Origin of the sequence: Paenibacillus sp. LBL, assembly GCF_029893715.1 — a bacterium.
Taxonomy (GTDB): Bacteria; Bacillota; Bacilli; order Paenibacillales; family Paenibacillaceae; genus Paenibacillus_AQ; species Paenibacillus_AQ glucanolyticus.
Genome location: NZ_JARXYU010000001.1, coordinates 188,141 through 213,758, shown reverse-complemented (window position 1 = coordinate 213,758; position 25,618 = coordinate 188,141). Strand labels below are relative to the sequence as shown.

General features: G+C 49.9%; 27 protein-coding genes. 22 read left to right on the top strand and 5 right to left on the bottom strand.

The window, feature by feature from the left end; all coding sequences use genetic code 11:
• The first annotated feature begins 5 nt into the window (after nt 1–5).
• The 8 genes from M2277_RS01035 (at nt 6) to ftsY (ending at nt 10,030) form a co-directional block, all read left to right on the top strand.
• Nucleotides 6–995 carry a beta-ketoacyl-ACP synthase III gene (locus M2277_RS01035; RefSeq protein WP_006211378.1) on the top strand — a complete coding sequence of 330 codons (990 nt, stop codon included), beginning with the start codon at nt 6–8 and terminating at the stop codon, nt 993–995.
• 49 nt (nt 996–1,044) lie between these two features.
• Nucleotides 1,045–1,977 carry an ACP S-malonyltransferase gene (gene fabD / locus M2277_RS01030; protein ID WP_280753947.1) on the top strand — a complete coding sequence of 311 codons (933 nt, stop codon included), beginning with the start codon at nt 1,045–1,047 and terminating at the stop codon, nt 1,975–1,977.
• Nucleotides 1,978–2,024: 47 nt separating this feature from the next.
• A complete protein-coding gene (fabG, locus tag M2277_RS01025; protein ID WP_280753946.1) occupies nt 2,025–2,774 on the top strand; it encodes a 3-oxoacyl-[acyl-carrier-protein] reductase in 750 nt (249 codons plus the stop codon).
• Nucleotides 2,775–2,883: 109 nt separating this feature from the next.
• On the top strand, nt 2,884–3,117 hold the full coding sequence (acpP, locus tag M2277_RS01020; protein ID WP_006211375.1) for an acyl carrier protein: 234 nt from the start codon (nt 2,884–2,886) through the stop codon (nt 3,115–3,117).
• A 162-nt stretch (nt 3,118–3,279) separates the two neighbouring features.
• Nucleotides 3,280–4,518, top strand: coding sequence for a beta-ketoacyl-ACP synthase II (fabF, locus tag M2277_RS01015; RefSeq protein WP_006211374.1), 1,239 nt, complete (start codon nt 3,280–3,282; stop codon nt 4,516–4,518).
• Nucleotides 4,519–4,530: 12 nt separating this feature from the next.
• Nucleotides 4,531–5,229 carry a ribonuclease III gene (gene rnc / locus M2277_RS01010; protein WP_006211373.1) on the top strand — a complete coding sequence of 233 codons (699 nt, stop codon included), beginning with the start codon at nt 4,531–4,533 and terminating at the stop codon, nt 5,227–5,229.
• 198 nt (nt 5,230–5,427) lie between these two features.
• Nucleotides 5,428–8,997 (top strand): chromosome segregation protein SMC, encoded by a 3,570-nt coding sequence (gene smc, locus M2277_RS01005; RefSeq protein WP_280753945.1) that lies wholly within the window; start codon nt 5,428–5,430, stop codon nt 8,995–8,997.
• Between the two features lie 31 nt (nt 8,998–9,028).
• Complete coding sequence (gene ftsY, locus M2277_RS01000; RefSeq protein ID WP_280753944.1) at nt 9,029–10,030, top strand: signal recognition particle-docking protein FtsY; 1,002 nt, start codon at nt 9,029–9,031, stop codon at nt 10,028–10,030.
• A 90-nt stretch (nt 10,031–10,120) separates the two neighbouring features.
• On the opposite strand, the gene M2277_RS00995 is transcribed toward ftsY, so the two are convergent.
• The 5 genes from M2277_RS00995 to M2277_RS00975 form a co-directional block, all read right to left on the bottom strand.
• Nucleotides 10,121–10,324, bottom strand: coding sequence for a hypothetical protein (locus tag M2277_RS00995; RefSeq protein ID WP_006211370.1), 204 nt, complete (start codon nt 10,322–10,324; stop codon nt 10,121–10,123).
• Between the two features lie 64 nt (nt 10,325–10,388).
• On the bottom strand, nt 10,389–10,664 hold the full coding sequence (locus M2277_RS00990; protein ID WP_228030025.1) for a hypothetical protein: 276 nt from the start codon (nt 10,662–10,664) through the stop codon (nt 10,389–10,391).
• A gap of 64 nt (nt 10,665–10,728) precedes the next feature.
• Entirely contained in the window at nt 10,729–11,739 is a 1,011-nt protein-coding gene (locus M2277_RS00985) for a polysaccharide pyruvyl transferase family protein (RefSeq protein ID WP_280753943.1), read from the bottom strand.
• Nucleotides 11,740–11,766: 27 nt separating this feature from the next.
• Nucleotides 11,767–12,801: a glycosyltransferase family 2 protein gene (locus M2277_RS00980; protein ID WP_082834424.1), complete on the bottom strand. Its 1,035-nt coding sequence runs from the start codon at nt 12,799–12,801 to the stop codon at nt 11,767–11,769.
• A gap of 137 nt (nt 12,802–12,938) precedes the next feature.
• Nucleotides 12,939–13,967 carry a glycosyltransferase family protein gene (locus tag M2277_RS00975; RefSeq protein ID WP_280753942.1) on the bottom strand — a complete coding sequence of 343 codons (1,029 nt, stop codon included), beginning with the start codon at nt 13,965–13,967 and terminating at the stop codon, nt 12,939–12,941.
• Between the two features lie 209 nt (nt 13,968–14,176).
• Here M2277_RS00975 and wecB point away from each other — a divergent pair, with 209 nt between their 5' ends.
• The 14 genes from wecB (at nt 14,177) to M2277_RS00905 (ending at nt 25,568) form a co-directional block, all read left to right on the top strand.
• Entirely contained in the window at nt 14,177–15,295 is a 1,119-nt protein-coding gene (gene wecB / locus M2277_RS00970; RefSeq protein ID WP_280753941.1) for a non-hydrolyzing UDP-N-acetylglucosamine 2-epimerase, read from the top strand.
• Between the two features lie 77 nt (nt 15,296–15,372).
• On the top strand, nt 15,373–16,020 hold the full coding sequence (trhA, locus tag M2277_RS00965; protein ID WP_036642034.1) for a PAQR family membrane homeostasis protein TrhA: 648 nt from the start codon (nt 15,373–15,375) through the stop codon (nt 16,018–16,020).
• A gap of 139 nt (nt 16,021–16,159) precedes the next feature.
• Nucleotides 16,160–16,516 (top strand): putative DNA-binding protein, encoded by a 357-nt coding sequence (locus M2277_RS00960; RefSeq protein WP_006211363.1) that lies wholly within the window; start codon nt 16,160–16,162, stop codon nt 16,514–16,516.
• A gap of 21 nt (nt 16,517–16,537) precedes the next feature.
• Nucleotides 16,538–17,920, top strand: a complete 1,383-nt coding sequence (gene ffh / locus M2277_RS00955; RefSeq protein WP_280753940.1) for a signal recognition particle protein — start codon at nt 16,538–16,540, stop codon at nt 17,918–17,920.
• A gap of 48 nt (nt 17,921–17,968) precedes the next feature.
• Complete coding sequence (gene rpsP, locus M2277_RS00950; RefSeq protein ID WP_006211361.1) at nt 17,969–18,241, top strand: 30S ribosomal protein S16; 273 nt, start codon at nt 17,969–17,971, stop codon at nt 18,239–18,241.
• 21 nt (nt 18,242–18,262) lie between these two features.
• Nucleotides 18,263–18,493, top strand: a complete 231-nt coding sequence (locus M2277_RS00945) for a KH domain-containing protein (protein WP_006211360.1) — start codon at nt 18,263–18,265, stop codon at nt 18,491–18,493.
• Between the two features lie 111 nt (nt 18,494–18,604).
• Complete coding sequence (gene rimM / locus M2277_RS00940) at nt 18,605–19,126, top strand: ribosome maturation factor RimM (protein ID WP_006211359.1); 522 nt, start codon at nt 18,605–18,607, stop codon at nt 19,124–19,126.
• Between the two features lie 3 nt (nt 19,127–19,129).
• Complete coding sequence (gene trmD, locus M2277_RS00935; RefSeq protein WP_063480035.1) at nt 19,130–19,945, top strand: tRNA (guanosine(37)-N1)-methyltransferase TrmD; 816 nt, start codon at nt 19,130–19,132, stop codon at nt 19,943–19,945.
• A gap of 183 nt (nt 19,946–20,128) precedes the next feature.
• Complete coding sequence (locus M2277_RS00930) at nt 20,129–22,177, top strand: collagen-like repeat preface domain-containing protein (protein ID WP_280753939.1); 2,049 nt, start codon at nt 20,129–20,131, stop codon at nt 22,175–22,177.
• A gap of 101 nt (nt 22,178–22,278) precedes the next feature.
• Nucleotides 22,279–22,419, top strand: a complete 141-nt coding sequence (locus M2277_RS00925) for a hypothetical protein (protein ID WP_006211355.1) — start codon at nt 22,279–22,281, stop codon at nt 22,417–22,419.
• Between the two features lie 241 nt (nt 22,420–22,660).
• Complete coding sequence (gene rplS / locus M2277_RS00920) at nt 22,661–23,005, top strand: 50S ribosomal protein L19 (protein ID WP_036642425.1); 345 nt, start codon at nt 22,661–22,663, stop codon at nt 23,003–23,005.
• A gap of 102 nt (nt 23,006–23,107) precedes the next feature.
• Nucleotides 23,108–23,722, top strand: a complete 615-nt coding sequence (gene lepB, locus M2277_RS00915; RefSeq protein ID WP_006211353.1) for a signal peptidase I — start codon at nt 23,108–23,110, stop codon at nt 23,720–23,722.
• Nucleotides 23,723–23,776: 54 nt separating this feature from the next.
• A complete protein-coding gene (ylqF, locus tag M2277_RS00910) occupies nt 23,777–24,643 on the top strand; it encodes a ribosome biogenesis GTPase YlqF (protein WP_006211352.1) in 867 nt (288 codons plus the stop codon).
• 307 nt (nt 24,644–24,950) lie between these two features.
• Complete coding sequence (locus M2277_RS00905) at nt 24,951–25,568, top strand: ribonuclease HII (RefSeq protein ID WP_280753938.1); 618 nt, start codon at nt 24,951–24,953, stop codon at nt 25,566–25,568.
• Nucleotides 25,569–25,618 lie beyond the last annotated feature (50 nt).

Sequence of the window (25,618 nt, the reverse complement as noted above, 5' to 3'; positions counted from 1 at the left end):
AGGACATGAACAATTTGCGTCCGGTCGGTATTATTGGAACAGGCAAATATGTGCCCGAGAAGATACTGTCGAATCGTGATTTGGAGAAAATGGTAGATACTAGCGATGAATGGATTGTCTCGATGACGGGCATCCGTGAGCGGCATATTGCCGCACCGAATGAAGCGACCTCGGATTTGGCTTATCATGCAGCGGTAAATGCGCTCAAATCCGCTGGAATGCAGGCTGAGGATCTGGAATTGATCATTGTGGCAACCATTACGCCGGATATGTTCTTCCCGTCCACAGCATGTCTGCTTCAGGATCGATTGGGAGCCAAGAAAGCGGCGGCATTTGACCTGTCGGCAGCTTGCTCGGGGTTTGTATATGGCCTTGCTACAGCCACGAATTTTGTGAAGACGGGCATGTACAACAATGCTCTTGTTATCGGTGTGGACTGCTTGTCCCGCATCACGGACTATACCGACCGGAACACATGCGTCCTGTTTGGTGACGGTGCCGGAGCTGCGATTGTCGGTGAAGTGCCGGAGGGCAGGGGATTCCAAGCGTTCGATCTGGGCGCGGAAGGCGCGGGCGGAGCCCACTTGTATATCGAGGCAGGCGGTTCCAGATTGCCGGCTTCTGCCGAAACGATCAATACGAATAAACATTATATTTATATGAATGGCCGCGAAGTGTTTAAATTTGCGGTACGGGTTATGGGTTCTGCGACGGAAGCCGTATTGTCCAAAGCAGGCATCGACAAAAAGGATATTGATTTATTTGTCCCTCATCAAGCGAACATCCGGATTATCAAGTCGGCTATGGAGCGTCTGGAGCTTCCGGAGGAGAAGGTTGTTATCAATGTTGATAAATACGCCAACACATCGGCTGCTTCCGTGCCGTTAGCTCTTGTCGAGGCGCAGGAGTCGGGCCGCTTGAAAGAAGGGGACAAGGTATTAATGGTTGGTTTTGGCGGTGGCTTAACCTGGGGATCCTCGGTACTCATCTGGTAACAGCATTTATTTAGATCCTTTTGATAGAGATAGAAGGGAGCCAACGATTTTGGGTAAAACAGCATTTATATTTCCTGGTCAGGGCGCTCAGTCCGTCGGGATGGGGAAGGATGCATATGACGCGCTTCCCTCCGTGCAGGATATGTTTCAAACAGCGGATGATAAACTTGGATTCTTGCTGAGCTCCATTATTTTTAATGGTCCTGATGCAGAACTTAAACAAACAGTAAATACGCAGCCTGCTCTGTTGGCAACAAGCCTGGCCTATCTGGAAGCCATTCGCGGTAAGGGAATCGAGCCGGATTACGTTGCAGGCCATTCCCTGGGCGAGTACAGTGCGCTTGTATGCGCAGGCGTGCTGTCGTTTGAAGAAGCGGTATCCATCGTAAGAGCCCGCGGGGAATACATGGAAGCAGCGGTTCCAGGAGGCCAGGGAGCTATGGCTGCTGTGCTTGGTGCAGACCGGGACGCTTTGACCACGCTGTGCAGTGGCATTACAGCAGAGGGGCACGTCGTGGAGTTAGCCAACATGAACTGTCCGGGTCAGATTGTCATTTCGGGCTCAGCCCAGGGCGTTGCAGCTGCTGCAGAAAGAATTAAGGAAGCGGGCGGCAAGCGTGCAATACCGCTGGAAGTCAGCGGGCCTTTCCACTCTTCCTTGATGAAGGAAGCGGCAAACCGGCTTGCAGATAAGCTGGAGCAGGCCTCCTTCCATGCACCTTCCGTGCCGGTGGTTGCCAATGTAACGGCACGCCCGGTGGACGATGCCGCTGCAATCCGCGGTTTGCTGGTGGAACAGGTATATTCCCCTGTGCTGTGGCAAGACAGTGTGGAATGGATGATCAGTCAGGGTGTGGATACCTTTGTCGAGATTGGTCCTGGCAGCGTACTTAGCGGTTTAATTAAAAAGATTGACAAATCGGTTAAAGTCATTAACGTGAATAGCCTGGACAGCGTCAACAGCTTGGAGACTGTCGTATAAAATAACTGCTGATCCATGTCGGATCACTCTAGAAAGGAGGAACAGGTATGAGTGAAGCTCTAAAAGGACAGACTGCGCTTGTTACGGGTGCTTCCCGCGGCATTGGCCGGAGCATTGCTCTCGGACTTGCTGATCTGGGCGCTAACGTAGCGGTCAACTATGCAGGGAGCGAAGCTGCCGCAGCCGAGGTTGTGGAAGCAATTCGCGCAAAGGGCGTATCGGCAATCGCGATAAAATCCAATATTGGACGAACCGAAGAAGCCGAAGCCATGGTAAAGCAGGTAATGGAGACTTTTGGTCGAATTGATATCCTGGTGAACAACGCAGGGATTACTAGAGATAATTTAATCATGCGTATGAAGGAAGAAGAGTTCGATCAGGTGATCGAAACGAATCTTAAAGGGGTATTCAACTGTCTTAAAGCGGTGACACGTCCTATGATGAAACAGCGTTATGGACGGATTATCAATATATCTTCTGTTGTCGGGGCCCTTGGCAATCCGGGGCAGGCCAACTATGTTGCGGCCAAAGCCGGTGTTATCGGCCTGACCAAATCCGCCGCACGGGAGCTGGCTTCCCGCGGAATTACGGTAAACGCCGTGGCTCCCGGTTTTATCGATACCGATATGACCCGGGAACTTTCCGAGGACATGCGGGAAGGTCTGCTCGGCGGTATTCCGCTCGCCCGTCTCGGTCAGCCAGAGGAGATTGCCGGGGTGGTTGCCTTTCTAGCATCTTCCAGCGCATCCTATATGACTGGACAGGTGCTGCATGTGGATGGCGGTATGTATATGTAGACGCCGCCGATGATCTGGCGCTGGCCGCTGGACATTAAATCGTTTTCAAATGCCTTCTATGGCAATTTGAAGTCATATCTCGTATAATTACCAAGAGGAGGTGAGCCGGATGTCCGATGTATTGGAACGCGTGAAACGCATCGTTATCGACCGCCTGGGTGTTGACGAAGCCGACGTAACATTAGAAGCATCTTTCAAAGACGACCTTGGAGCTGATTCTCTCGATGTAGTTGAATTGGTGATGGAGTTGGAAGATGAGTTTGATATGGAGATCTCTGATGAAGATGCGGAGAAAATTACGACCGTAGGTGAAGTTGTAAATTACATACAATCTCATACCTAAGTCATTACAGTTAAGTCCCGTTCTTTAGCAAGGCGGGACTTCTCCACATTCAATCCTAGCTTCAGTGGCAACAAGTGATAGATTATTACTGCCTTTGTTCAGCTTGAGCCGGAGGTTCGGACTTCATGTCTGGACGGGCAGTCCATATAGAGGTGAGTTTGTTTGAAACAAAGAGTCGTTGTAACAGGAATGGGAGTCATGACCTCGATCGGTCAAGATCTTGATACATTCTGGAATAGTTTAATGGAAGGCAGGTCTGGCGTATCCCGCATCGAAGCATTTGATGTCAGCGAATACACAACCCAGATCGCTGCTTCCATGAAAGAGTTTAACCCGGAAGATTATATGGATCGCAAGGAAGCGCGCAGAATGGACCGTTTCGTGCAGCTTGCTGTTGCAGCCGGTTCGAAGGCACTTGAGGACAGCGGTCTTGAAATTGGAGTGAATGCCGATGCTGAACGGGTTGGCGTATCGATTGGATCGGGTATCGGCGGTTTGGGAACCTGGGAGGATCAACATAACATCCTGCTGGAGAAGGGCCCGAAACGTGTAAGCCCATTCTTTATTCCGATGATGATCGCGAATATGGCTTCCGGCCAAATGTCGATCAATCTCGGAGCCAAGGGTCCGAACACAACGCAAGTTACGGCTTGCGCTACCGGAACGCATTCCATTGGTGATTCATACCGTCTGATCCAGCGCGGTGATGCAGATGTGATGATCTGCGGCGGAGCGGAGGCAACGATTCGTCCGACAGGGATGGCTGGTTTCTGCGCTATGCGTGCGATGTCAACCCGCAATGACGAACCGGAGAAGGCCAGCCGGCCATTCGATACCGGTCGTGACGGTTTTGTCATGGGTGAAGGTGCGGGCGTGCTCGTGATCGAATCTTTAGAGCATGCAACAAAACGCGGAGCTAAAATCTATGCCGAGGTGATCGGTTATGGTTTAAGTGCCGATGCTCATCATATTACCGAGCCGGATCCGGATGGAGCAGCACGCTGTATGAAGATGGCCATTCGCGATGCGGGCATTGAGCCGGAGGAAGTGGATTACATTAATGCTCACGGAACTTCAACACCGGTCGGCGACCGTTCGGAGACGAAGGCGGTTAAAATGGCACTGGGTGACCATGCCTACAAAGTTGCCGTAAGCTCAACCAAGTCGATGACAGGTCACTTGCTTGGAGCAGCTGGCGGCGTTGAGGCCGTTATCTGCGGGCTGAGCCTGAAGAACCAAATTATTGCACCAACAATTAATCTGGAGGATCAGGATCCGGAATGTGATCTGGATTACGTTCCTAATCACCCGCGTAAAGCCGATTTGGATATCGTCATGTCCAATTCGTTCGGATTTGGCGGGCATAATGCTACGATTATCCTGAAAAAATACGCCGAGTAAGGGGACAGTGTGTTGAGTGGAGATCTGAAGCAGTTACAGCATAAACTTCAAATCCAGTTTCGCAATGCAATGCTGCTGAAGCAGGCCTTTACCCACGCATCTTATGTTAACGAACATCGCTTCAGTCAGAGCCAGGACAATGAGCGCCTTGAATTTCTAGGAGATGCCGTTCTGGAACTGACGGTCAGCGAATTCCTATACAACCTTTTTCCGGACCGTCCGGAAGGCGAATTAACCAAGCTTCGGGCCGCGATCGTATGCGAGCCTTCGTTGGTACAATTCGCTGTAGGTCTGGACTTTGGTCGTTACGTTCTGTTAGGCAAAGGAGAGGAAATGACGGGCGGTCGAACCCGCCCTGCTCTTCTTGCTGATGTATTTGAATCATTTGTGGGGGCGCTTTATCTGGATCAGGGATTGGAAGCGGTTCGCCGGTTTTTGAGCGACCATGTTTTTCCCTCGGTGACCGTCAATGGTCGTCCGCAGATGAGCGACTATAAGACCGAGCTTCAGGAACTGACCCAGCATCACGGCATGGGCGCACTGGAATATCGTATCGTAGAAGAGCGAGGACCGGCACATGAGCGGGAGTTTGTCTCGGAGGTATACATGGGAAGCGAATGTCTTGGACGCGGAAGCGGCAGATCCAAGAAAGAAGCCGAGCAGCAAGCAGCGGCAGTAGCCTTAAAGCAGCTGAAACGTGCGGATGCCTAAAGCTTCGCTGATGTGATGACAAACAAAGAGCAAAGAGCAGTCAAGCGGAACCGGATAGGATGACTGTTTTTTGCTCTTTTCGTTGTCTGGCATTTGCCTTAGGGACAGCTGTTTATGACGTTAGTGGACCTCGTCCAAAGACGGCGGTGAAGCCGATTCTACTTGTGTTACAATAGCAGGAGAGGTGATAGGTCGAATATGTTTTTGAAACGGATCGAGTTAGCAGGATTTAAATCATTTGCCGACAAGACAGAGATGGAATTTGTCCGGGGAATTACAGCCGTTGTTGGTCCGAATGGCAGCGGCAAGAGCAACATTTCGGATGGGATCCGCTGGGTACTTGGTGAACAAAGCGCCAAATCGCTTCGCGGTGGCAAGATGGAAGACATTATTTTTGCCGGAAGCGACGCGCGTAAAGCGGTCAATTTCGGTGAGGTTTCCCTTACGCTGGACAATGAGGATCATGTACTGCCGCTGGATTTTAATGAGGTGACCGTAACAAGACGGGTACACCGCAGCGGTGACAGTGAGTATTTCATCAACAGGCAGTCTTGTCGGCTGAAGGATATAACGGAGCTGTTCATGGATACCGGGATTGGTAAAGAAGCCTATTCTATCATTGGACAAGGGCGCATTGAGGAAATTCTGAGCACACGATCAGAAGATCGCCGGGGAATTTTTGAGGAAGCATCCGGGATCGTTAAATATAAATCACGTAAAAAAGAGTCTGTGCGCAAGCTGGATGAAACGGAACAAAATTTGCTCCGTATTCACGATCTGGTTACAGAGCTTGAAGATCAGATCGGGCCGCTCAAAGAGCAGTCTGAGAAGGCGCTTCGTTATAAGGAACTCCGCGAGGAGCTGAAACACAAGGAAATTTCGCTGTATGTATATCAAATTGAGCAGATACATACCTCATGGAGTGAAGCCAATGCGAAGCTGGAGCAGCTGAAGGAAGAGCAGCTTGCCCTGTCTACTGTGGTGTCCGCCCATGATGCCAAGCTGGAGAGCGACAGATCGGCTCTTCGCCGGCTGGAAGAGGAAGTGGAAGAGCTGCAGAGCCAGCTGCTTCAATTCAGCGAGCTGTTTGAGAAGAGCGAGGGCTACGGTGAGGTACTTAAGGAGCGCCGCCGCAACCTGGAACGGACACGCGAGCAGCTGGAGGAGAGTCTGCACTCCGGCGATCATCGATTAGGTGAGCGCGTGGGCGAGCTGGCTAGAATGAAGAACAAGCTGCAGGAGCTGCAGCAGGAATTAACTCATGTGCGGGATCAGCTGTCAGCGGAAGAAGCGAAGCTGGTTGGCGTAACCGGTGGAATCAGCCAGCAGCAGGAAGAGAGCTTGAAAGGGAACCTGCTGGAGCTGATGAACCAAATGGCTCAAGCGCGGAATGAAATCCGCTATGCGGACCAGCAGCAAGAAGCGCTGGATCGCCGGATGAACCGGGCACAAGAGGAGTCCGGCAAATGGGAAGCGCTGAAAGAAGATTTACTGAAGCGCAAAGAGAGCATTGATCGCAGCATCGAACGTTTCGGCAAAGAGATCGCGGATCTCCGCAGCGGTTATATCAGTGAGAGCGAGCGGTATCAATCCCTGCAGAAGCTGCAGGAGGAGACGCAGGGAGCGCTTCGGAAATGGGAGCAGAAGCGGGAAGCGCAAATTTCGCGCCGTGATACCATGAAGGAGCTTCAGGACGACTTCGACGGATTTATGCTGGGTGTTAAGGAAGTATTGAAGGCTTCTCGCAAATCCGTGCTTCAAGGTGTTCACGGCGCAGTAGCAGAGCTTATTCGCGTACCGGAAAAGCTGGAGTTTGCGATGGAGACAGCTCTCGGGGCATCTGTTCAGCATATCGTCATGGAGAACGAGTCCGTATCCAGGCAGGCGATTGCCTTCTTGAAGCAGCGTCAGTTAGGACGGGCGACATTTCTTCCTTTGGACGTCATTCGTCCACGGAATGTATCCGCGTCGGATCGAACGCTGGCAGAAGGGGAAGCCGGATTTGTGGGCTTCGGCTCCGAGCTGGTTCAATACGATTCAAGATACAGCAACATTGTCGGAAGTCTTCTTGGCAATGTTGTCATTGCGGAGACTTTGGAGCAGGCGAACAAGATTGCAGCCAGATTCTCCTATCGCTTCCGCGTGGTCACCCTCGAAGGGGACGTGGTTAATGCCGGCGGTTCCATGACAGGCGGCAGTCAGCATAAGAAAACGAACAGTCTGCTGGGCCGTAAGCGTCAGCTGGAACAGCTGGATCAGGAAATCACGGAAACCGAGAAGCAGCTGGAGAAGCTCCAGCAGGGCATTGAAAGCGTCCGGAATCAAATGGTTGAATCTCAGGATAAACTGGACGAGCTTCGAAGAGCCGGGGACGACAAGCGTGTCGAGGAACAGCAGGCAGCGGGAGACCGTAAGCAGCTTGATCATGAGCTGCGCCACGTCCTTGAGCAAGCAGAGCTAGCCGGTGAGGAGAAGAGCAGCCACGAGAAGGAAGCAAAAGAAATTCAGGAAAACTGTGTTCGGGCACAGAAGTTATTGTCTGAGCTTGAAGACGAGGAGAAGTCGACACATCTAGCGATCCAGGCTGCTGAATTTGCCCGTAAAGCAAACGAATCGGCGAAGGAAGAACTTCAGAGTCAACTGACGAATCTTAAGGTTCGCGAAGGTAAACTGGATCAGGAAACCTTCTCGCTGGAGGAGCAGCTCAAACGCCTTCAATCGGATGTGGACAACCATGAGAAGGAACAGAAGCAGAACCGCACGATGCTGGCCTCCGTTCAAGCAGACCTCAATCAGAACCAAAGCGAGAGCGTGAAGCAGATCGAGGATCTGAATCAGTACAAGCTGAAGAAGGAAGAAGCTACGCAGCAGCTGGAATTCAAACGGGCAGCGCGCAGCGCATTAAGCCGGAAACTGGAGCTCGAAGAGAGTGAAACGAAGGAGCAGCGGACTCAGCTGCGGGCTGTGGACGATCAGCTTCGCCAGACCGAAATTGGAGTAAACCGGCTCGATGTTGAGCTTGAGAATATATTGAAAAAATTAAGCGAGGACTATGAGCTGAGTTACGAGCTTGCCAAGCAGCGGTATCCGATTCCCGAAGACATTCCGGCAGCGCAGAATGAAGTTCGTGATCTGAAACGGTCTATAACTTCTCTTGGTGATGTGAATCTGGGGGCCATTGAAGAGTACCAGCGCGTCAATGAGAGGTATCTGTTCTTGAGCGAGCAGAAGGCGGATTTGGTCGAAGCGAAAACTACGCTGTATCAGGTGATTAAAGAAATGGACGATGAAATGTCCAAGCGCTTCAAGCTGACGTTTGATGCGATCCGGCGCGAGTTCGGTACGGTGTTTACGAAGCTGTTCGGAGGCGGACGGGCTGATCTGGTCCTGATTGATCCGGATCGATTGCTTGAGACAGGGATTGATATCGTTGCCCAGCCACCCGGCAAGAAGCTGCAAAACCTGCAGCTGCTGTCCGGGGGAGAGCGTGCATTAACCGCTATGGCGCTGCTGTTCGCCATTTTACAGGTGAAGCCGGTTCCGTTCTGTGTGCTTGATGAAGTCGAAGCGGCGCTTGATGAAGCGAACGTGGTACGCTTTGCCCAGTATTTGCGGGAGTTCTCCGAGCAAACACAGTTTATTGTGGTCACACACCGCAAGGGAACGATGGAAGAGGCGGATGTACTGTACGGCGTCACGATGGAAGAGGGCGGCGTGTCGAAGCTGGTGTCGGTTAGACTTGAGGATGAGGAAGCGGAGATCGCCTAATTTAACATAAACCATCACATGGAGGGAACGTATGAGCTTTTTTAAGAAGTTAAAAGAGAGCATTTCCAGCAAGACAGAAAACGTAACGAAACAGTTCAGGGACGGATTGGAGAAAACCCGGAAGGGCTTTATCGAGAAAGTGTCGGACCTGGTCATTCGCCGCAAAAAGATCGATGAGGAGTTCTACGAGGAATTGGAAGAGATTCTGATTGGCGCTGATGTTGGCGTCAATACGGTCATGGACCTGATGGATGATCTTCGTGCCGAAGTGAAAAAACGGCGGATCGAGGATGCTGCCGATTTGCAGCCGGTATTGTCCGAGAAACTGATGGGTCTCCTTCGTGATGACAGCAGCAATGAACTGCGCGAGAATCCGGATGGAATTACGGTCATTCTCTTTGTTGGCGTAAACGGAGTTGGTAAGACAACTACAATTGGTAAGCTTGCGCACCGTTACAAGCAGGAGGGCAAAAAAGTTCTGCTTGCAGCGGGCGATACGTTCCGCGCAGGTGCTATTGAACAGCTCGAAGTATGGGGCGAACGGGTTGGCGTGGAGGTCATTAAGCAGCAGCCGGGCTCTGATCCGGCAGCGGTCATGTTCGACGCGGTTCAAGCAGCCAAGCAGCGGCAGGCAGATATTCTGATCTGTGATACCGCGGGGCGTCTTCAGAACAAAACGAATCTGATGGAAGAGCTGAATAAGATATTCCGTGTCATTCAACGCGAAATCCCAAGTGCGCCGCATGAGGTATTGATGGTACTCGATGCTACAACAGGTCAGAATGCGCTAAGTCAGGCCAAACTGTTCGGTGAGAAGAGCGGCGTGACCGGGCTTGTATTAACCAAGCTGGATGGTACGGCTAAAGGCGGAATTGTCATTGCGATTCGTCAAGAGTTGAATTTGCCAGTGAAGCTGGTAGGGCTTGGAGAGAAGATGGGGGATCTCCAGACTTTTGATTCGGAGCAATTTGTCCATGCCTTGTTTGCCGGATTGATTAAGGAAGAAGAGAATGAAGCAGAACAAGAAGATTAGACGCTTCTGAAGTTAAATCAAACACAAAAGGACCGAAAGTTGTACTTTCGGTCCTTTTTCATGTTCGATTCGAGTGATAACCGGATGTGATTAAGAAGAGACGATTCGAACGAATTCAATCGCACGAAGCGGGATGATAGCTGTATCGGTTGGCGGGCCATAGATGATGGGCGGGATTTTTAAAGAGATGGTCCCTTCTCCCACTTCGGTCAGGGTGCCAATGATCACATCTCCCGACACCGTTACTTCGGTTTCGGATCCGATAAATCCTTGCAGCCAATCCACGTAGCGCATATCGAAATTCCCTCCTTGCTGTAATGAAAGTTTGAAACGGAAGATCAGCAGCCATTGAGGGGATTTATTGAACGGAAGTAATATTCGCGAATGGAATCAGCACAAGATCTCCGGAAGCTTCACGGAGCTGTACCCCGTCCTCGGCAGTTGCAAGAACAACGCCTTCCAAGGTGACAAAGGTGGTGCTGACCCGTACTTGCTGCCCTGTGCGGACTTCGAAATAGTGAATCAGTTCCGGAATGATGGTTAAGCCCGTGAGCACCTGACTCTCCAGTGACTCTACGCGTTCGGTCAATTGTCCGGTCTGCTGGCTTAGAAACTCAACTTGCCGTGTTAACATCTTTACTCGTGCAGCAAGTCGTCTGCAGAACAGGAAGCAACACATAGTCATTCTCCTTTCTGTATTACCATCGGGTGTGCCCTTCAATATGATTCTTTAAATCCTGAAGCGAGGCCGTGCTTTCGTTCTCTGCTGCCCGGATCATAGGCATAACTTGCTGCACATGACCAGGACCGTACTTAAGGAAGGTTTCGGTTTTATCGATCAGGGCCTCAAGCGGTTGACGATAGTCGGTAAAATACTGACCTAGACCAAAGGAGCTTAGGAGGCTATGCACTTTGCTCATGGTGCTGAGCGCCAGTACAGGCTTACCCCCACGCAAGGCGGCCAGCGACGGATGAAGTTTGAAGGAGATTAAATAGTCAACGGATTGAATGAAACGGTAAGTCAGCTCAATGTCCATAAGAAACGGCAGTGTTTCAACGGAAGCTGCAGGCGTGCATTCCTTGATGTTTCGCTGCAGTTGTAAACAGGTGTTGTAGTCCGAGTACGCATTCCCCGGATGATGAATGACCGGTATAAGCACGACATGGTAGTCTTTTGCCGTAAGATGTCCCAGAAGTTTTGTCATATTGTCCATAGGGAATGATTCATAGGCGAATACAACAACCCCAATGGTTGGACGTCTGGAAAATCGCTGTACCGGGATGTCGGGCTGACGATAGCCGAACACCATGTCAGGAGCCGTCTCCACGTTAGGATGAAATCGCGCCCGCTTGGCTATAGCCGAGGAACGTTCATCCCGGAAGACGGCCCGGTTCGCTTTGGAAATCATGTCGCGATACGCGGCTACCTGCTCTTCGGGCCAAGTGTGTTCGGGGTAGGCATCAACGATACCTACGCCATACACCCATGTGGGCTGTCCGTTTAATTGTGGCGGGAAGTAATAACGGTTGAACGAGTAGGGTGTGATTAAATCGCCTCCTCCGATAATGAAAGCATCCGTTCGGCGCGGATCCAAGCGGGAGTTCCAAGGGTAGACGTGATGTTCGTGGAATACTTGCCTAAGGGTGTGAAGAAACAAGTCATCTCCGAAGTTTCCCATGCCATAGTATCCGGAAGCGGCAATATGCATTACGTTCACCTCCTTTGCGAATGCGTTCTAGATCTTGTCTGACTGCTGATTCCAGCTTTTGAACAGATTACGATTACGTTGGCTGATACTGGTGCCGTCGATGACACGATGATAGAGGACAGCCGTGACATGAGCTAGAGAGCTGTGTTTCAGGAGACGGGAGGTAACGTCCATATCTTCGAAGATACGTCCGAGGCGATCCTCACGATTCCACCAGCCGCCGATGGCGATCAGAGAAGATTTGCGATACATTCTGGGCACGATCGGGTGACTGCGGTCATTCGATGGATTGGGCAACGGAGCGGATGATTCTGAATGAAGCCTGCCGGAGTCCACATCTCTTCTCCACAGCGGACCGAACTGCCTGGTTCGTTCCCAGCAGCCATACCATCCCGTGGCGATACCGCCATCCGGATTCAGGTCAAGCGCTTCGGTCAGGAGTGCTACTGCGTTCGGTGCCAGCCAGTCATCCCCATCCAGTTCCAGAATGTAACGCCCCCGTGCTTCAAAGAGCAGCCGGTTCATCATCAAGGCTTTCCCGCGGTTACGCGCTTGCGAAAGAACACGTATTCTGCTGTCTTGATAAGCGCAGGCTTCCTCAAGACTCTCGTCCCCAGAGCCGTCATCCCCAATCAGCAGCTCCCAGTTTTCGTTGGTTTGTGCCAGCACAGAACGGATGCTCCAGCCCAGAGTGTCTTTCATATTATGAATGCTCATCAATATGGAAACTGCAGGTTGAGCAGGGACCACAGGAGATAAGTCCCCTTTGTCTCCAGTATGTTTCTCTTGCATCTGTGTGGATGCAAGTATCGGGAGAATATACGGCAGTTCCTTTTGAAACGAATCGTTCTGTGATGCATCCAGATGCAGAACAAGTCTTGAGTCCGTTGGCAGCAGATCATAAGGCAGAAATCGGGCAGCGGGGAGCCTGGCGTTCCAATGGGTGAGCCTTGCGAGCAGCCAGGTTTTTTTCCAATAGAGAGGAACACCATGAACACATATACAGACTACAGCGTCCGGGATATGTGCAGGCATAGGGAAGGAAATGAGTGTTCTTCTCATGGGAAAAGACCTGCTGAGGCTCCAGAGAACCCATTCTCTGTCCGCATGTGTGACTTCCTGAAGGATACGATCGCGGTACGCTGACGTATTGGTCAATCCATAGCCTAATGCTTGCGTGCGAAGTAAGTTGTACGGGATCAATTCGATGTCAAGCCTTTATCATGGAGGACTAGCCGGATGACCTGATCGGCTTTCAGTCCGCGCTCAATCCAGCGGTTCTCTCGGGCGTACGCAATCCGGGCCAGCTTATGCTCTGCAGTGTCAGGGTGATGAAGCATGGAGGCCAGCTTAACAAGGAAATCGTCATGGGTTGTCGCAGTGGTTACATGCGGCTCCATGGCGATGCATTCCGGCAAGGCCGTTGATAGCACCCGGACACCCGATGCCAAGTATTCATAGGCTTTAACGGGATTGGTTGCGAGCGTAATCGGATGGTATTGGAATGGAATCAACGCAACGTCGATATGAGTGAGGTAACACTTGAGCTCGTGGTGCGGCTTTTCCCCGAGTATATGCACGTTAGGCAGCTTCGAATAGTCGCCTGAGCTGCCGTAAGGAGCTCCAATGGATACAAACTGGACGTTCGGAAATTGAATGGCGGCTTTAGCGAACAGTTCATGATCTACCCAATAGGCCCAAGCACCGATATAAGCAACAACAGGACCCGGAGGCAGATCAGCGGGTCTATCACTGGATGGAATATGAAAAAACGAAGCATCAGCGCCATTCGGAATCAAGGTCAGTGGTTTGTCGGGGTATGCCAGTGACAATCGGGTGCGAATGACCTCTGCCGTACATACGACATGATCCGCCTCGTCAATCATTTTGGGTTCATATTTAGCCCAATGCGGAAATTCATCACAGCAGTCGTAGATTGTAATATCAGGGTCAAAGAGCGTGGAAATGCGCGTCCGGAGCTTGGACCAGGTCGTCCAGACGGCAACGGGATGCTCCTTTCGCAATGCAGGCAGCTTTTTGTGCAGAAATGCCTTGGTATCCGTAAACAGATACACATTCGGTTCAATCTCTTTAAACTCCTTATCCAGCGGTGCCAGGTTTTCGAAGAAAACCTGATGACCAAGCGAGCCCAATTGTGTCATTAGCTGCTGCGGTCTCTGTTTCATGTACGACCAGTTCATCGTTCTGGGATAAATGATGACAGCCAAGAGGTTTCCTCCTTTCTTTGTTCTCGCAATAATATATGCAATGCTAGCTTCATAGAATTGGACGAATGAGCCGAGTGATTGAAAAATGGTTGGTTTTTCTCAAGCGTGCGTATGACCAGAACGAATCTATCAAATTTCCATATAATGCTTAAGATATGTCATCCCAGATATATCTTTTCATATGAAAGCGAGGGGGAGTGTGAAGATTCGTGGATCAAAAAAATGTTCTTGTTATCTTCGGAACGCGTCCAGAAGCGATCAAAATGGCACCGTTGGTCAAGGAATTGGAACGTACTCCGGGATTGACCCCAATCGTCTGTGTCACCGCCCAGCATCGGGAAATGCTGGATCAGGTTCTCCAATTTTTTGAGATCGAGGCACATATGGATTTAAATATGATGAAGGAAGGACAGTCGCTGTACAGCCTGAGTGCCGACCTGTTAAAAGGGATGGAAAATGTATTCCAGGCGAAAAGGTACGATCTGGTCCTGGTTCACGGGGATACAACAACGGCATTCATAGGCGCCTTGGCGGCCTATTATGCGAAAGTGCCGGTTGGGCATGTGGAGGCGGGATTGCGGACCTATGACAAATACGCGCCATTTCCGGAGGAGATGAACCGGGAATGGATTGGCCGAATAGCCGATATGCATTTCGCTCCTACAGCGCTGTCAGCTTCCAATCTCAGAGCCGAGCATCGTACGGATCATGTGTATGTAACGGGGAATACGGGGATCGATGCCATGAAATGGACGCTGCAGGCTCCCTTTGAGCACCCTATACAGAGCAAGTTACGGGAAAATGCCCGCTTAATTCTCATGACGATGCATCGCCGGGAGAATTGGGGTGAACCTATGAAGGGCGTGCTTGAGGCTGTAAAGCGAACCGTCCAGAACCACCCGGATGTCGAAGTGGTGTATCCGGTTCATCCGAACCCCGTTCTGCAGCAGGCGGTAGCGCAAGCTCTGGAGGGACATGAGCGAATTCATCTGACAGGACCGCTGGATGTTGTTGATCTTCACCATATCATGCAGCGCGCATATCTCGTCTTGACGGATTCCGGGGGTATTCAGGAGGAAGCGCCGTCGCTGGGGAAACCGGTTCTGGTATTGAGAGACAAGACAGAGCGTCCTGAAGGGGTTACAGCGGGCACCTTAAAGTGTGTTGGCACGAATTGCGATGAGGTAGTGGCAGGAATAGAGAAGCTGTTAACGGATGAGGAGACCTACCGCAACATGGCAAGAGCCAGCAATCCCTTTGGTGATGGCACTGCCTCGCGTCAAATCGTCAACGCCATTTTGCAATTTTTCCGTTCAAAAGGGCGTTGATCTGGATGCTTGCTGGATTTTGTATGCTGGCAGGGCTTATAATGAAGTATAAGATTTCAAGCGAAAGGATACCTGTTATGGCCAATACTTACACTTATCCACGCCGAGAAGAGATAGCGAATGCAATAACACATGGCATAGGAGCGGCGCTAAGTGTTGCTGCGCTGGTGCTGTTGATTGTATTTTCAAGTTTGAAGGGCACTGCATGGCATATTGTCAGCTTTACGATCTACGGCTCGACGATGCTGCTGCTGTATTTGAGTTCAACGCTGGTTCACGGCTTGAGGGACGGTAAAGCCAAGGATTTCTTTGAGTTTATGGATCATTCCTCCATTTACTTGTTTATCGCAGGAACGTACACTCCCTTCCTGCTGGTGGCTATTCGTGGAACGCTTGGATGGAGCCTCTTCGGAATCGTCTGGGGAGTAGCACTGTTCGGCGTCATCTTCAAAGCCTTTTTCGTGAAGAAGTTTCTGTTTCTCTCCACGATATTCTACATTGCGATGGGCTGGCTGATCGTTATTGCCTGGAACCCTTTAACCGCGGTTGTGGCACCGCAGGGTATGAATTTGCTCGCTCTTGGCGGCGTGCTGTACACCCTAGGCACCATCTTTTACGTATGGCGGGGCTTCCCGTACCATCATGCGATCTGGCATTTGTTTGTACTTGCGGGATCGATTCTTCACTTTTTTGCGATACTGATCTACCTTCTTCCTGTCGGGTAAACAGGGTAGGAAAAAGGCTTGCTGCACATGAAGAAGGATGACAAGGGAAATTGCTTGACATCCTTCTTTGTTTTATGTATGATAAGGTTCGTTAAGCGAACTGTAAAGTGTTTTTCCTTGACGAGGGGGGTGCCCTTAAATGAGTCAGGAGAATCGGCTCGAGAAGACGAACCGGATCAATCTGCTGTTCGATTTTTATGAGCAGCTGCTGACAGAGAAGCAGCAGACCTTTTTGAAATATTATTTCCATGACGATTTTTCCTTGGGAGAAATCGCTGGTGAATTTGAGATTAGTCGTCAGGCCGTCTATGAACATATTAAGCGTGCAGAGCAGGTGCTTGAGTCTTACGAAGAGAAGCTTGGGCTGCTGAGCAAGCATGAAACGCGTGTCCGTGAGCTGGATAAGTTTCGGAAATGGGTGGAGATTAGCGACCTGGATGAACATGATAAGAATGTAATGACCGATATGGTTGAACGATTAAAGGTATGGGATTAAGTATGAACGGAGGTGGCGGATATGGCTTTTGAAGGATTGACCAGCAGACTACAGAATGTGTTCAGCAAGCTTCGTGGTAAAGGCAAGGTGTCCGAAGAAGATGTAACAGCCGCCATGCGTGAAGTAAGACTCGCGCTTCTTGAAGCCGACGTTAACTTCAAAGTGGTTAAGGATTTTGTATCCAAAGTGAAAGAGAAGGCCATCGGCAAGGAAGTGATGGACAGCTTTACGCCCGGCATGGTGATCATCGACATCGTTAATAAAGAAATGACGGAGCTGATGGGTGGCAGCCAGGCCAAACTGGTTAAGAGCAATAAACCGCCTACGGTCATTATGATGGCCGGTCTGCAAGGTGCAGGTAAGACGACGACATCCGGTAAGCTGGCCAAGCTGCTGCAGAAGCAGAACAGCCGACCGCTGCTCGTAGCCGGTGACATTTATCGTCCGGCAGCGATCAAACAGCTTGAGGTCCTTGGAGAACAGATTAATGTGCCTGTATTCTCTCTTGGAGACAAGACAAGCCCGGTTGAGATTGCGAAGCAAGGCTTGCAGCATGCCAAGGATAACGGTCACGATTATGTTATTATCGATACTGCGGGCCGTTTGCATGTCGATGAAGAACTGATGGAAGAACTGAAGCAAATTCACAGTGTTGTAAATCCCGATGAAGTGCTGCTTGTTGTTGATGCGATGACAGGTCAGGATGCGGTGAATGTTGCGGAAAGCTTCAATCTGCAATTGACGCTTACAGGCGTTGTATTGACCAAGCTGGACGGTGATACCCGAGGCGGTGCTGCCCTTTCGGTTAAAGCTGTTACCGGATGCCCGATTAAGTTTGCGGCGCTGGGTGAGAAGATTGATGCCCTGGAGCCGTTCCATCCGGAACGGATGGCATCCCGGATTCTCGGTATGGGCGATATGCTGTCCCTTATTGAGAAAGCCCAATCGAATATTGATGCAGACAAAGCCAAGGAAATGGAACGTAAAATGCGTAATGCTGAATTTACGTTTGAGGATTTCCTGGAACAGATGGACCAAGTGAAGAAGCTCGGTCCGTTGGATCAGCTGATGGATATGATTCCCGGCATGGGCAAGATGAAGCAGACCAAGGATCTCAAAGTTGACGAGAAGCAGATGGGACGCATTGAGGCCATTGTCCACTCCATGACTACAGCGGAGAAGCAGCAGCCTGATATTATCAATCACAACCGCCGCAAACGGATTGCGGCCGGCAGCGGAACCTCGCTGGCTGAAGTGAACCGGCTGATCAAGCAGTTTGATGAAATGCGCCGCGTCATGAAACAATTCTCGGATATGATGGGTCCCAAAGGCGGTAAAAATAAAGCAATGAAACAGTTAAAAGGCTTGACTGGTGGAAAAGGCATGAAGTTCCCATTCCGTTAAGTTTGGACATAAAGCATGGACATTTTTTGAAGGAGGTGAATTTTCAAAATGGCAGTACGTATTCGTCTGAAACGCATGGGTGCTCACAAGGCTCCTTTCTACCGCGTGGTGGTTTCTGATTCCCGTTCCCCACGTGACGGCCGCTTTATCGAGGAAATCGGTTATTACAATCCGGTTGCTCAACCGGCTGAAGTTAAGATCGATGAAGAGAAAGCACTGAACTGGCTTCAAAATGGTGCGCAAGCATCTGATACTGTTCGCAACTTGCTGAGCAAAGCGGGCGTAATGAAGAAGTTTCATGAGCTGAAGCATCAGAAATAAGACTGATCGCGAGGGTTATCTATGGAAGAATTAGTTCGCGTTATTGCTAAGGCTTTAGTGGATCATCCAGAAGATGTGACTGTGAAGACCGTTGAGAAGGAGCACTTGATTGTATATGAACTGTACGTGCATCCTGACGATGTCGGGAAGGTCATAGGCAAACAGGGGCGTATCGCCAAATCATTGCGTACAGTCGTAACATCGGCGGCAGTTAAAATGGATAAACGGGTGACCGTTGATATCATTTCTTAAAATATACGAAAGGGGGTTAGGATGCATGTCCTAGCCCTTTTTCGTACATGCTGAAGAAATCAGTCGGTCATACATGAGCGAACGTTCATTAAGTGATGCAGGAGGAAGACCATGTCTGAAAAGTTGTTTACCGTAGGCAAAATCGTGAATACGCATGGAATCCGCGGAGAAGTCAAAGTGATGCCGCATACGGATTTTGCTGACCAGCGATTTGCTGTTAAGAGCAAGCTGTTTATTGTCCCGGACAAAGGGAGCATGATTGAAGCAACGGTGGATACATCCCGTTTTCATAAAAATATGTATGTCCTTAAATTCAAAGAGCTGCATGGAATTAACGATGCTGAGAAGTATAAAGGCTCTCTGCTGAAGATCAAAGCGGACCTTCAGGAGGAGCTTCCGGACAACGAGTATTACTTCCATGAGATCATTGGCTGCAAGGTGCTGACAGATGATGAACCGGCAGAGGAGCTTGGCACGATTTCAGAAATTTTAACGCCCGGAGCTAATGATGTATGGGTTGTGAAGACCCCTCAAGGCAAGGAAGTTCTGCTGCCAGCCATCCCGGATGTCGTTCTTGACGTAGATAAGGAAGCCAAGCTTGTCCGCGTGCATCTTATGGAAGGGTTGTTATAGTCCATGCGGATTGATGTGCTGACGCTGTTCCCGGAAATGTTCGACGGTGTGTTCCATTCGAGCATTTTAGGTAAAGCGGCCGAGAAACAAATTGTGCATTTAAATGCTATCAACTTCCGCCAGTACGCCGGAAACAAGCATAGTCAGGTGGATGATACGCCATATGGCGGTGGGGGCGGGATGGTGTTGAAGCCGGATCCGATATTTGCCGCAGTGGAGGATATTCTAACTCCACGTTCTTATGATCAGATTTCGAACAACGAGGAAGAGGCTGGGCTGGCGGAGGGCTCATCGGAATCATCAGAAGGCGTTAAGCCTCCACGCGTTATTCTGATGTGCCCGCAAGGCGAGACGTTTACACAGAAGAAAGCGGAAGAACTGTCTCAGGAAGAGCATCTCGTGTTCATATGCGGTCATTACGAGGGCTATGATGAACGCATCCGCGAGTATTTGGTTACTGATGAATTATCCATCGGGGATTATGTGCTTACAGGCGGAGAGCTGCCCGCAATGGTTGTTATTGACTCCGTGGTTCGATTGCTGCCGGGTGTTCTTGGCAATGAGACATCGGCGGTGACGGATTCATTCAGTACAGGGCTGCTGGAATACCCTCACTATACCCGTCCGGCTGAATTCAGGGGATGGAAGGTGCCGGATATTCTGCTCAGCGGACATCACGCGAACATCGAAGTGTGGCGCCGTGAACAAGCGCTCAGACGGACTTGGGAGCGTCGACCTGAATTGTTGGACAAGCTGGAATTGTCCAAACAGGATCGGATTTATATCGCAAAGCTTCAGCAAGAATCGGAACGTTTATAATGAATGCCATAGACAAAGGAAAGATCTGCGTATGCCGATCTTTCCTTTTTTTCGTATAGATTACTGCCGAAATCAATAACAATAATAAGAGAGGCTGACGAGAACATAATCCATATCCATTGAATAATGTGCCTACATAGGCGTTTGCGGATGAATGAGAATTGTTAGGGGTGAGTAGGTTAGATGCAAGAGAAGAGGAGGCGTAAGGGCAATAAAGCCGTGATTCGTGGGCTGGCTTCTGGACGAATGCGAGTGAGGAGGACCGAAGCCGCGAGGTTTGTTGCGCTGATTTCCCAATTGGCTTCGCTGACAAGTGCATTTGTGGAGTTGCCAGAGAATGATAACTTCACTCGAATCAAAATACAATTACAGAGTCTGAACGAGCTGGTGTCCGACATGAGGTTTGCACAAAGAGAACACCGCAGTATGAAGGAAGCGGTCCAGCAAGTTGTGACGATTCCGAATGCAGATAACCTGCAGAATATTGCCTCAAGACTGAATGGGGTCGTAACCTTGCTGCAAACGTTTGGGGAACGCATTGGCGTAGGCAGTGTCATTAATCCAGTGCTTGCGGAAGTTCAGAATGGCATTCAAACCGTGATGAATGATCCGGCACAGCGTTCTGATCCGATTCCGTTAGCAAATCTGGTGATCAATTTGCCGCGATATGTTATGGATGCTGTCAAGAACCCGGGTGAACGATCCAGACAGCGCCTTGGAGATGTTCTTCAAGGTATCCATCAGCAGAGCAGTGTATTGGGTGTTTCGAAGCAGGAGCTTGACGGGATGCAAGCTCTTACAGAAGGAATGGATAGGCTCTTGGGGAACGGTGCATCTTCAGGTGACTTGAGCGTTCAACTGGCCAACTATACCAATGCCCTGTCAGGTGTTGTTTCGGGTCTGAACCTTCCGAAAGCGGTCCGGGAAGCTGCATTGCATTCATTATTGTCTATCTTAAAGAACTCCAGTGCTGATCATGTTCAGCATCATGTAGAAGCTAAAACCGCTCAAGGACACGGTTCTCCAAGCTCAAGAGAAACTGCTGAAGCAGGAGATTCCTTGGAATCAGGTCGAATCAGGGTCGCGGGACTAACGGGCCTGACGGTGGCTGCAGGTGCGACGGGAAAGAATCGGGCTACAGGTACTGCAAGAGTAATGACTCCGGGGGGCATTACTGGAATTACAGGAGTAAGAGGTTCAACCGGGGCGACAGGAAATACGGGAGCAACAGTAGCGTTTGGATCCATCGGAGCGACAGGCAGAGCGAGCCTTAAGGGATCGAGAGGGCCGACAGGTAGAATGGGAGCGGCAAGTCCAGCAGGCACAGCTAGAACAGCGGGTCCGACCGCGCCAACAGGTGTAGTTGGGGTCACGGGTGATAGAGGTCTATTGGGAGCGCCCGGATGTAATGGAGTTACGGGTACCACCGGGGGAACTGGGATGACGAGACCGAAGGGTGCTGTAAGTGGAAGGGCAGTAACCGTTCCAAGCGGAGCAGCGCGTGTGGTTGGGGTTACGGGAACTACGGGCGAAGCAGGAATCGCGGGTTCAGCTGAAGCAACCGCAACCGAAGCGGCAAGTCCAGCAGGCATGGCGGGAACAACTGTCTCCATAGGATTTACGGGTGTTACAGGAGCCGCAGGAGTGACAGGTGCAGTAACCATCACGGGGTTAACAGGCCCAATAGACACCACAGGAGTGACTGGAGTAATCGGTTCTACGGGGCCAACGGGCGGAGTTGAGGTTACAGCGGTAATTCGCCGTACGGGAACAGCAGGAGCCGCAGGAGCGTCTGAAGTAACCGATGCTGCTGGTTCAACGGGGGCCGGGCCATGGGTTGGGGGAGCTGTACTTTATAACGCGGCGGGAAGGACCCAATCGGTTCCAGCGATGTCGCCCATCATCTTCTCGCAAAATGAACTGCAAGGCGTGACTTTTAATGGAACCACGACACTCGCGATCAACACCGCAGGTTTTTATTTCATCAACTGGCAAGTTGCACTTTCCAACCAGCAAAATTCACCAGGCATCTTCGGAATTGTGGTTAATAGCAATACGACTTCTCCGGCCAACATGGCATCTAGTGCAAATGACGATCGGGTATCCGGCTCTGCCGTTATCAACATGAAGGTTGGCGATACCGTACAGCTATATAATTTGTCTGCACAGACCCAAACCGTTACATCTACACAGACCGCCGCCAGGCTCAATATCACCAGAATGGGTTATTAAAATAAGAACAGCTGCAAGATTTTACATGTTACAGCCGAAATGTTTGTGGTTAATACATTATTGGAAACAAGACATAAGCATTGTTGAGGAGGCCCTTAATCGTGTCAGATAATAATGTAACGTATAACAATCAAATGGAAAAAGATCATACAGAAGTATCCTTTCAAACCGTCGATGATATTCTGGAATATTACGGCAAGCGCCATAAAGAGGCAAGCGATTCGAAAGAATCCGTAAATTAATCTTAGTCTAACCACTTTTGACATGTTATCTTACATGCCAAAAGTGGTTTTTTAAAGGTGAGTGTACTATAATTATGGATCATCTGGATGGGTGTAAAGATGAAATACTTGATTCTAACCGCAAAATGTGATACTATTTCTTTTGTTGTGAATACGGTGGTCCGCTGCGGATAATGAAGGAAATACATAGAATTTCCGGAAGATGCAAGAACGCCTGTGTGAGAGGAGGGAGTCATAGATGATGAATATCGTTCAAGCGATTACTGAAGAACAACTTCGCAAGGATATTCCGAGCTTTCGTCCTGGTGATACTTTGAAAGTACACGTAAAGGTTATCGAGGGAACTCGTGAGCGTATCCAGTTGTTCGAAGGTGTTGTAATTAAACGTCGCGGTGGCGGAATCAGTGAGACTTTTACCGTTCGTAAAATTTCTTACGGTGTTGGTGTGGAAAGAACTTTCCCAATCAACTCGCCTAAAATCGATAAAATCGAAGTGGCTCGCCGTGGTAAAGTGCGTCGTGCGAAGCTTTATTATCTTCGTGAACTGCGCGGTAAAGCAGCGAGAATTAAAGAAATTCGTCGTTAATTACAAGGCGGTAAAAAGGGGCTTGTGCGTATATACAAGCCCCTTTTGTATATCCAAAAATCGCTATTATGGAAAGCGATCTATAGAGAAGGACGGTGGGTTATGGAGAAAGATCAACAACATGAGGCATTGGACACAAACGTGGGGAAACCGGCCAAGAAGGCCAAAAACGAGCTGGTAGAATGGCTAAAGGCTCTTCTTATTGCTCTGGTTCTCGTCGTTCTCATTCGCTGGCTTCTCTTTAAACCGTTTATTGTGCAAGGTCCGTCTATGGAACCTAATTTTGTATCCAATCAAAAGTTGATTGTTAACGAGATTCTATATGATATCCGCAAGCCAGAGCGTGGAGAAGTCATCGTATTCCATGTTCCTGATGAGGGTAGGGATTTCATTAAACGCGTGATCGCTGTTGCTGGTGATACGGTTAAAGTTGAAGGCGATAAAGTGCTTGTCAACGGAGAGCCTGTGAATGAAACCTACATACAGGAAGCAATTGATAAGGCCCATGCTGAGGACAGATTATACAATAACACAGATTTTCCGAACTCTTTTGTTCCGGAAGGCGTTGTTCCAGAAGGCCATGTGTTTGTGATGGGGGATAACCGTTCCAACAGCACAGACAGCCGAATGATAGGATATGTTCCTTTGGGGGATATTATCGGTCGAGCAGACTTGATTTTCTGGCCGATTAAAGACGTAGGGCTCATCAACCATTAGCCACGACGCTATAGAACGATGAAAGTTTGCAGAGCAAAGTAGAGGTGACGACGTTTGACAATACAATGGTTTCCTGGACATATGACCAAAGCGCGCCGCCAAATTCAGGAGAAGCTGAAGCTGATCGATGCTGTAATTGAGCTGATCGATGCGAGGCTTCCGCTCTCAAGCCGAAATCCGATGATTGACGAGATTTTGCAGGGCAAGCCGCGGCTGATCATCATGAATAAAGCCGATTTGGCCGATCCTGAGGTTACAAGGCAATGGCAGGCTTATTTTAAAGAAAATAGCCTAACGGCCTTTCCTGTAGATGCATCAACAGGAACAGGCATCAAGGATATTCCCAACCAGATTAAATTGCTGTTGAAGGAAAAAATCGACAAACAAATCGCCAAGGGAATGAATCCGCGTGCGATGCGTGTGTTGATTGTAGGTATACCGAATGTGGGCAAGTCCACTCTGATTAACCGGCTTGCTGGCCGTAACATCGCGGAGACGGGGGATCGTCCAGGTGTAACGAAAGGGCAGCAGTGGATTAAGGTTGCCGGCGGGGAGATGGAGCTGCTGGATACACCAGGTATCTTGTGGCCGAAGTTTGAGGATCAGAATGTAGGGTACCGACTTGCGGTAACTGGCGCGATCAAGGAAGAAATATTGAACGTAGAGGATATTGCGTATTTTGCGATCAAATATTTCTCCAACTATTATTGGGAGACGATGAGTGAGCGATTTGATCTCAAGGAACGTCCGACGGATCTGGACAATCCGGATGAAATCGTTGCCGTCATGGAAGCGGTCGGAAGAAAACGCGGCTGTATCGTAAGCGGCGGCAGAGTCGATCTGGAAAAAGCCTCGAGCATATTCCTGCGTGAGCTCCGTGCAGGCAAGCTAGGCCGCTATTCCATGGAGTCCCCTTATTGATTAGCTTGGGATAATGCGATACATCTCTGCTCATGTCCGCCATGAGGATGATACAGCATAAAAGTTTTGTTTTTGGCACGTGATAAAAAAGTGAATGTAAGACAAGGTAAGAGCTGCCGGTGATGGCAGCTCTTTTTGTTGAAATGGTATGATCCTACCTGTTCTGGAATCGGCGTTTGCTGCGAAAGGGTGACGCCCTGTGTCTTGTGTGATAATCTAGAAGAGTTACTAGATTGAGAGTGTAGTTGACAGACCGTATGTACGGACTTGAAACAAGCGGTAATTTGGAACCAAAGGGGTTAAACCTATGACGGATTTATTAATGTACGAGCGTGACTATTGGAATCATTATATACATATTGCAGGCATTGACGAAGTTGGCCGGGGCTGTTTGTTCGGAGATGTGGTTGCGGCGGCGGTTATTTTACCGGAAGGGTTAGTAATCGAAGGGATTGATGATTCGAAGAAACTCAGTGCCAAGAAGCGGGAGACACTCTATGATCTCATCATGGAAGATGCGCTCGCTGTCGGTGTGGGGTTGGTGGATGCGGAAACGATCGACAGGATCAACATTAAACAAGCGGCAAGGCTTGCGATGAAGATGGCTGTTGAGCAATTGGCGGTCACCCCTCAATTTCTGCTTGTTGATGCTGAGAAGGTGGCTTGCGATATCCCGCAGCGTGCGATTATCAAAGGCGATGCCAACAGCCAGTCCATTGCCGCGGCTTCCATTATTGCGAAGGTCACCCGTGACAGATTGTGTGAAAGGGAATGGGAGGCGCGATATCCGGAATACGGAATTGCAGTACATAAAGGCTACGCAACCAAATTTCACCGGGAACAGCTGCAATTGCACGGACCTACGTCCATGCACCGGAGAAGTTTTTTGAAAAACATGGAGATTGAGCAATTGTCCTTATTCTAGAATTCGATGCAGCCCGCCCTCGTCAAAAGGCGGGCTGCTGCCGATATATA

What these genes read in the sequence shown, in the direction of transcription:
- M2277_RS00930 (WP_280753939.1), top strand. Translation starts at nt 20,129, where the DNA reads ATGCAAGAGAAGAGGAGGCGTAAGGGCAATAAAGCCGTGATTCGTGGG.
- M2277_RS00960 (WP_006211363.1), top strand. Translation starts at nt 16,160, where the DNA reads ATGAGTCAGGAGAATCGGCTCGAGAAGACGAACCGGATCAATCTGCTG.
- M2277_RS00985 (WP_280753943.1), bottom strand. Translation starts at nt 11,739, where the DNA reads ATGCATATTGCCGCTTCCGGATACTATGGCATGGGAAACTTCGGAGAT.
- M2277_RS00905 (WP_280753938.1), top strand. Translation starts at nt 24,951, where the DNA reads ATGACGGATTTATTAATGTACGAGCGTGACTATTGGAATCATTATATA.
- M2277_RS00945 (WP_006211360.1), top strand. Translation starts at nt 18,263, where the DNA reads ATGGAAGAATTAGTTCGCGTTATTGCTAAGGCTTTAGTGGATCATCCA.
- rimM (WP_006211359.1), top strand. Translation starts at nt 18,605, where the DNA reads ATGTCTGAAAAGTTGTTTACCGTAGGCAAAATCGTGAATACGCATGGA.
- trhA (WP_036642034.1), top strand. Translation starts at nt 15,373, where the DNA reads ATGGCCAATACTTACACTTATCCACGCCGAGAAGAGATAGCGAATGCA.
- rpsP (WP_006211361.1), top strand. Translation starts at nt 17,969, where the DNA reads ATGGCAGTACGTATTCGTCTGAAACGCATGGGTGCTCACAAGGCTCCT.
- ftsY (WP_280753944.1), top strand. Translation starts at nt 9,029, where the DNA reads ATGAGCTTTTTTAAGAAGTTAAAAGAGAGCATTTCCAGCAAGACAGAA.
- fabG (WP_280753946.1), top strand. Translation starts at nt 2,025, where the DNA reads ATGAGTGAAGCTCTAAAAGGACAGACTGCGCTTGTTACGGGTGCTTCC.
- trmD (WP_063480035.1), top strand. Translation starts at nt 19,130, where the DNA reads ATGCGGATTGATGTGCTGACGCTGTTCCCGGAAATGTTCGACGGTGTG.
- rplS (WP_036642425.1), top strand. Translation starts at nt 22,661, where the DNA reads ATGAATATCGTTCAAGCGATTACTGAAGAACAACTTCGCAAGGATATT.
- M2277_RS00990 (WP_228030025.1), bottom strand. Translation starts at nt 10,664, where the DNA reads ATGTTAACACGGCAAGTTGAGTTTCTAAGCCAGCAGACCGGACAATTG.
- smc (WP_280753945.1), top strand. Translation starts at nt 5,428, where the DNA reads ATGTTTTTGAAACGGATCGAGTTAGCAGGATTTAAATCATTTGCCGAC.
- M2277_RS00980 (WP_082834424.1), bottom strand. Translation starts at nt 12,801, where the DNA reads ATGAGAAGAACACTCATTTCCTTCCCTATGCCTGCACATATCCCGGAC.
- M2277_RS01035 (WP_006211378.1), top strand. Translation starts at nt 6, where the DNA reads ATGAACAATTTGCGTCCGGTCGGTATTATTGGAACAGGCAAATATGTG.
- lepB (WP_006211353.1), top strand. Translation starts at nt 23,108, where the DNA reads ATGGAGAAAGATCAACAACATGAGGCATTGGACACAAACGTGGGGAAA.
- ffh (WP_280753940.1), top strand. Translation starts at nt 16,538, where the DNA reads ATGGCTTTTGAAGGATTGACCAGCAGACTACAGAATGTGTTCAGCAAG.
- acpP (WP_006211375.1), top strand. Translation starts at nt 2,884, where the DNA reads ATGTCCGATGTATTGGAACGCGTGAAACGCATCGTTATCGACCGCCTG.
- M2277_RS00995 (WP_006211370.1), bottom strand. Translation starts at nt 10,324, where the DNA reads ATGCGCTACGTGGATTGGCTGCAAGGATTTATCGGATCCGAAACCGAA.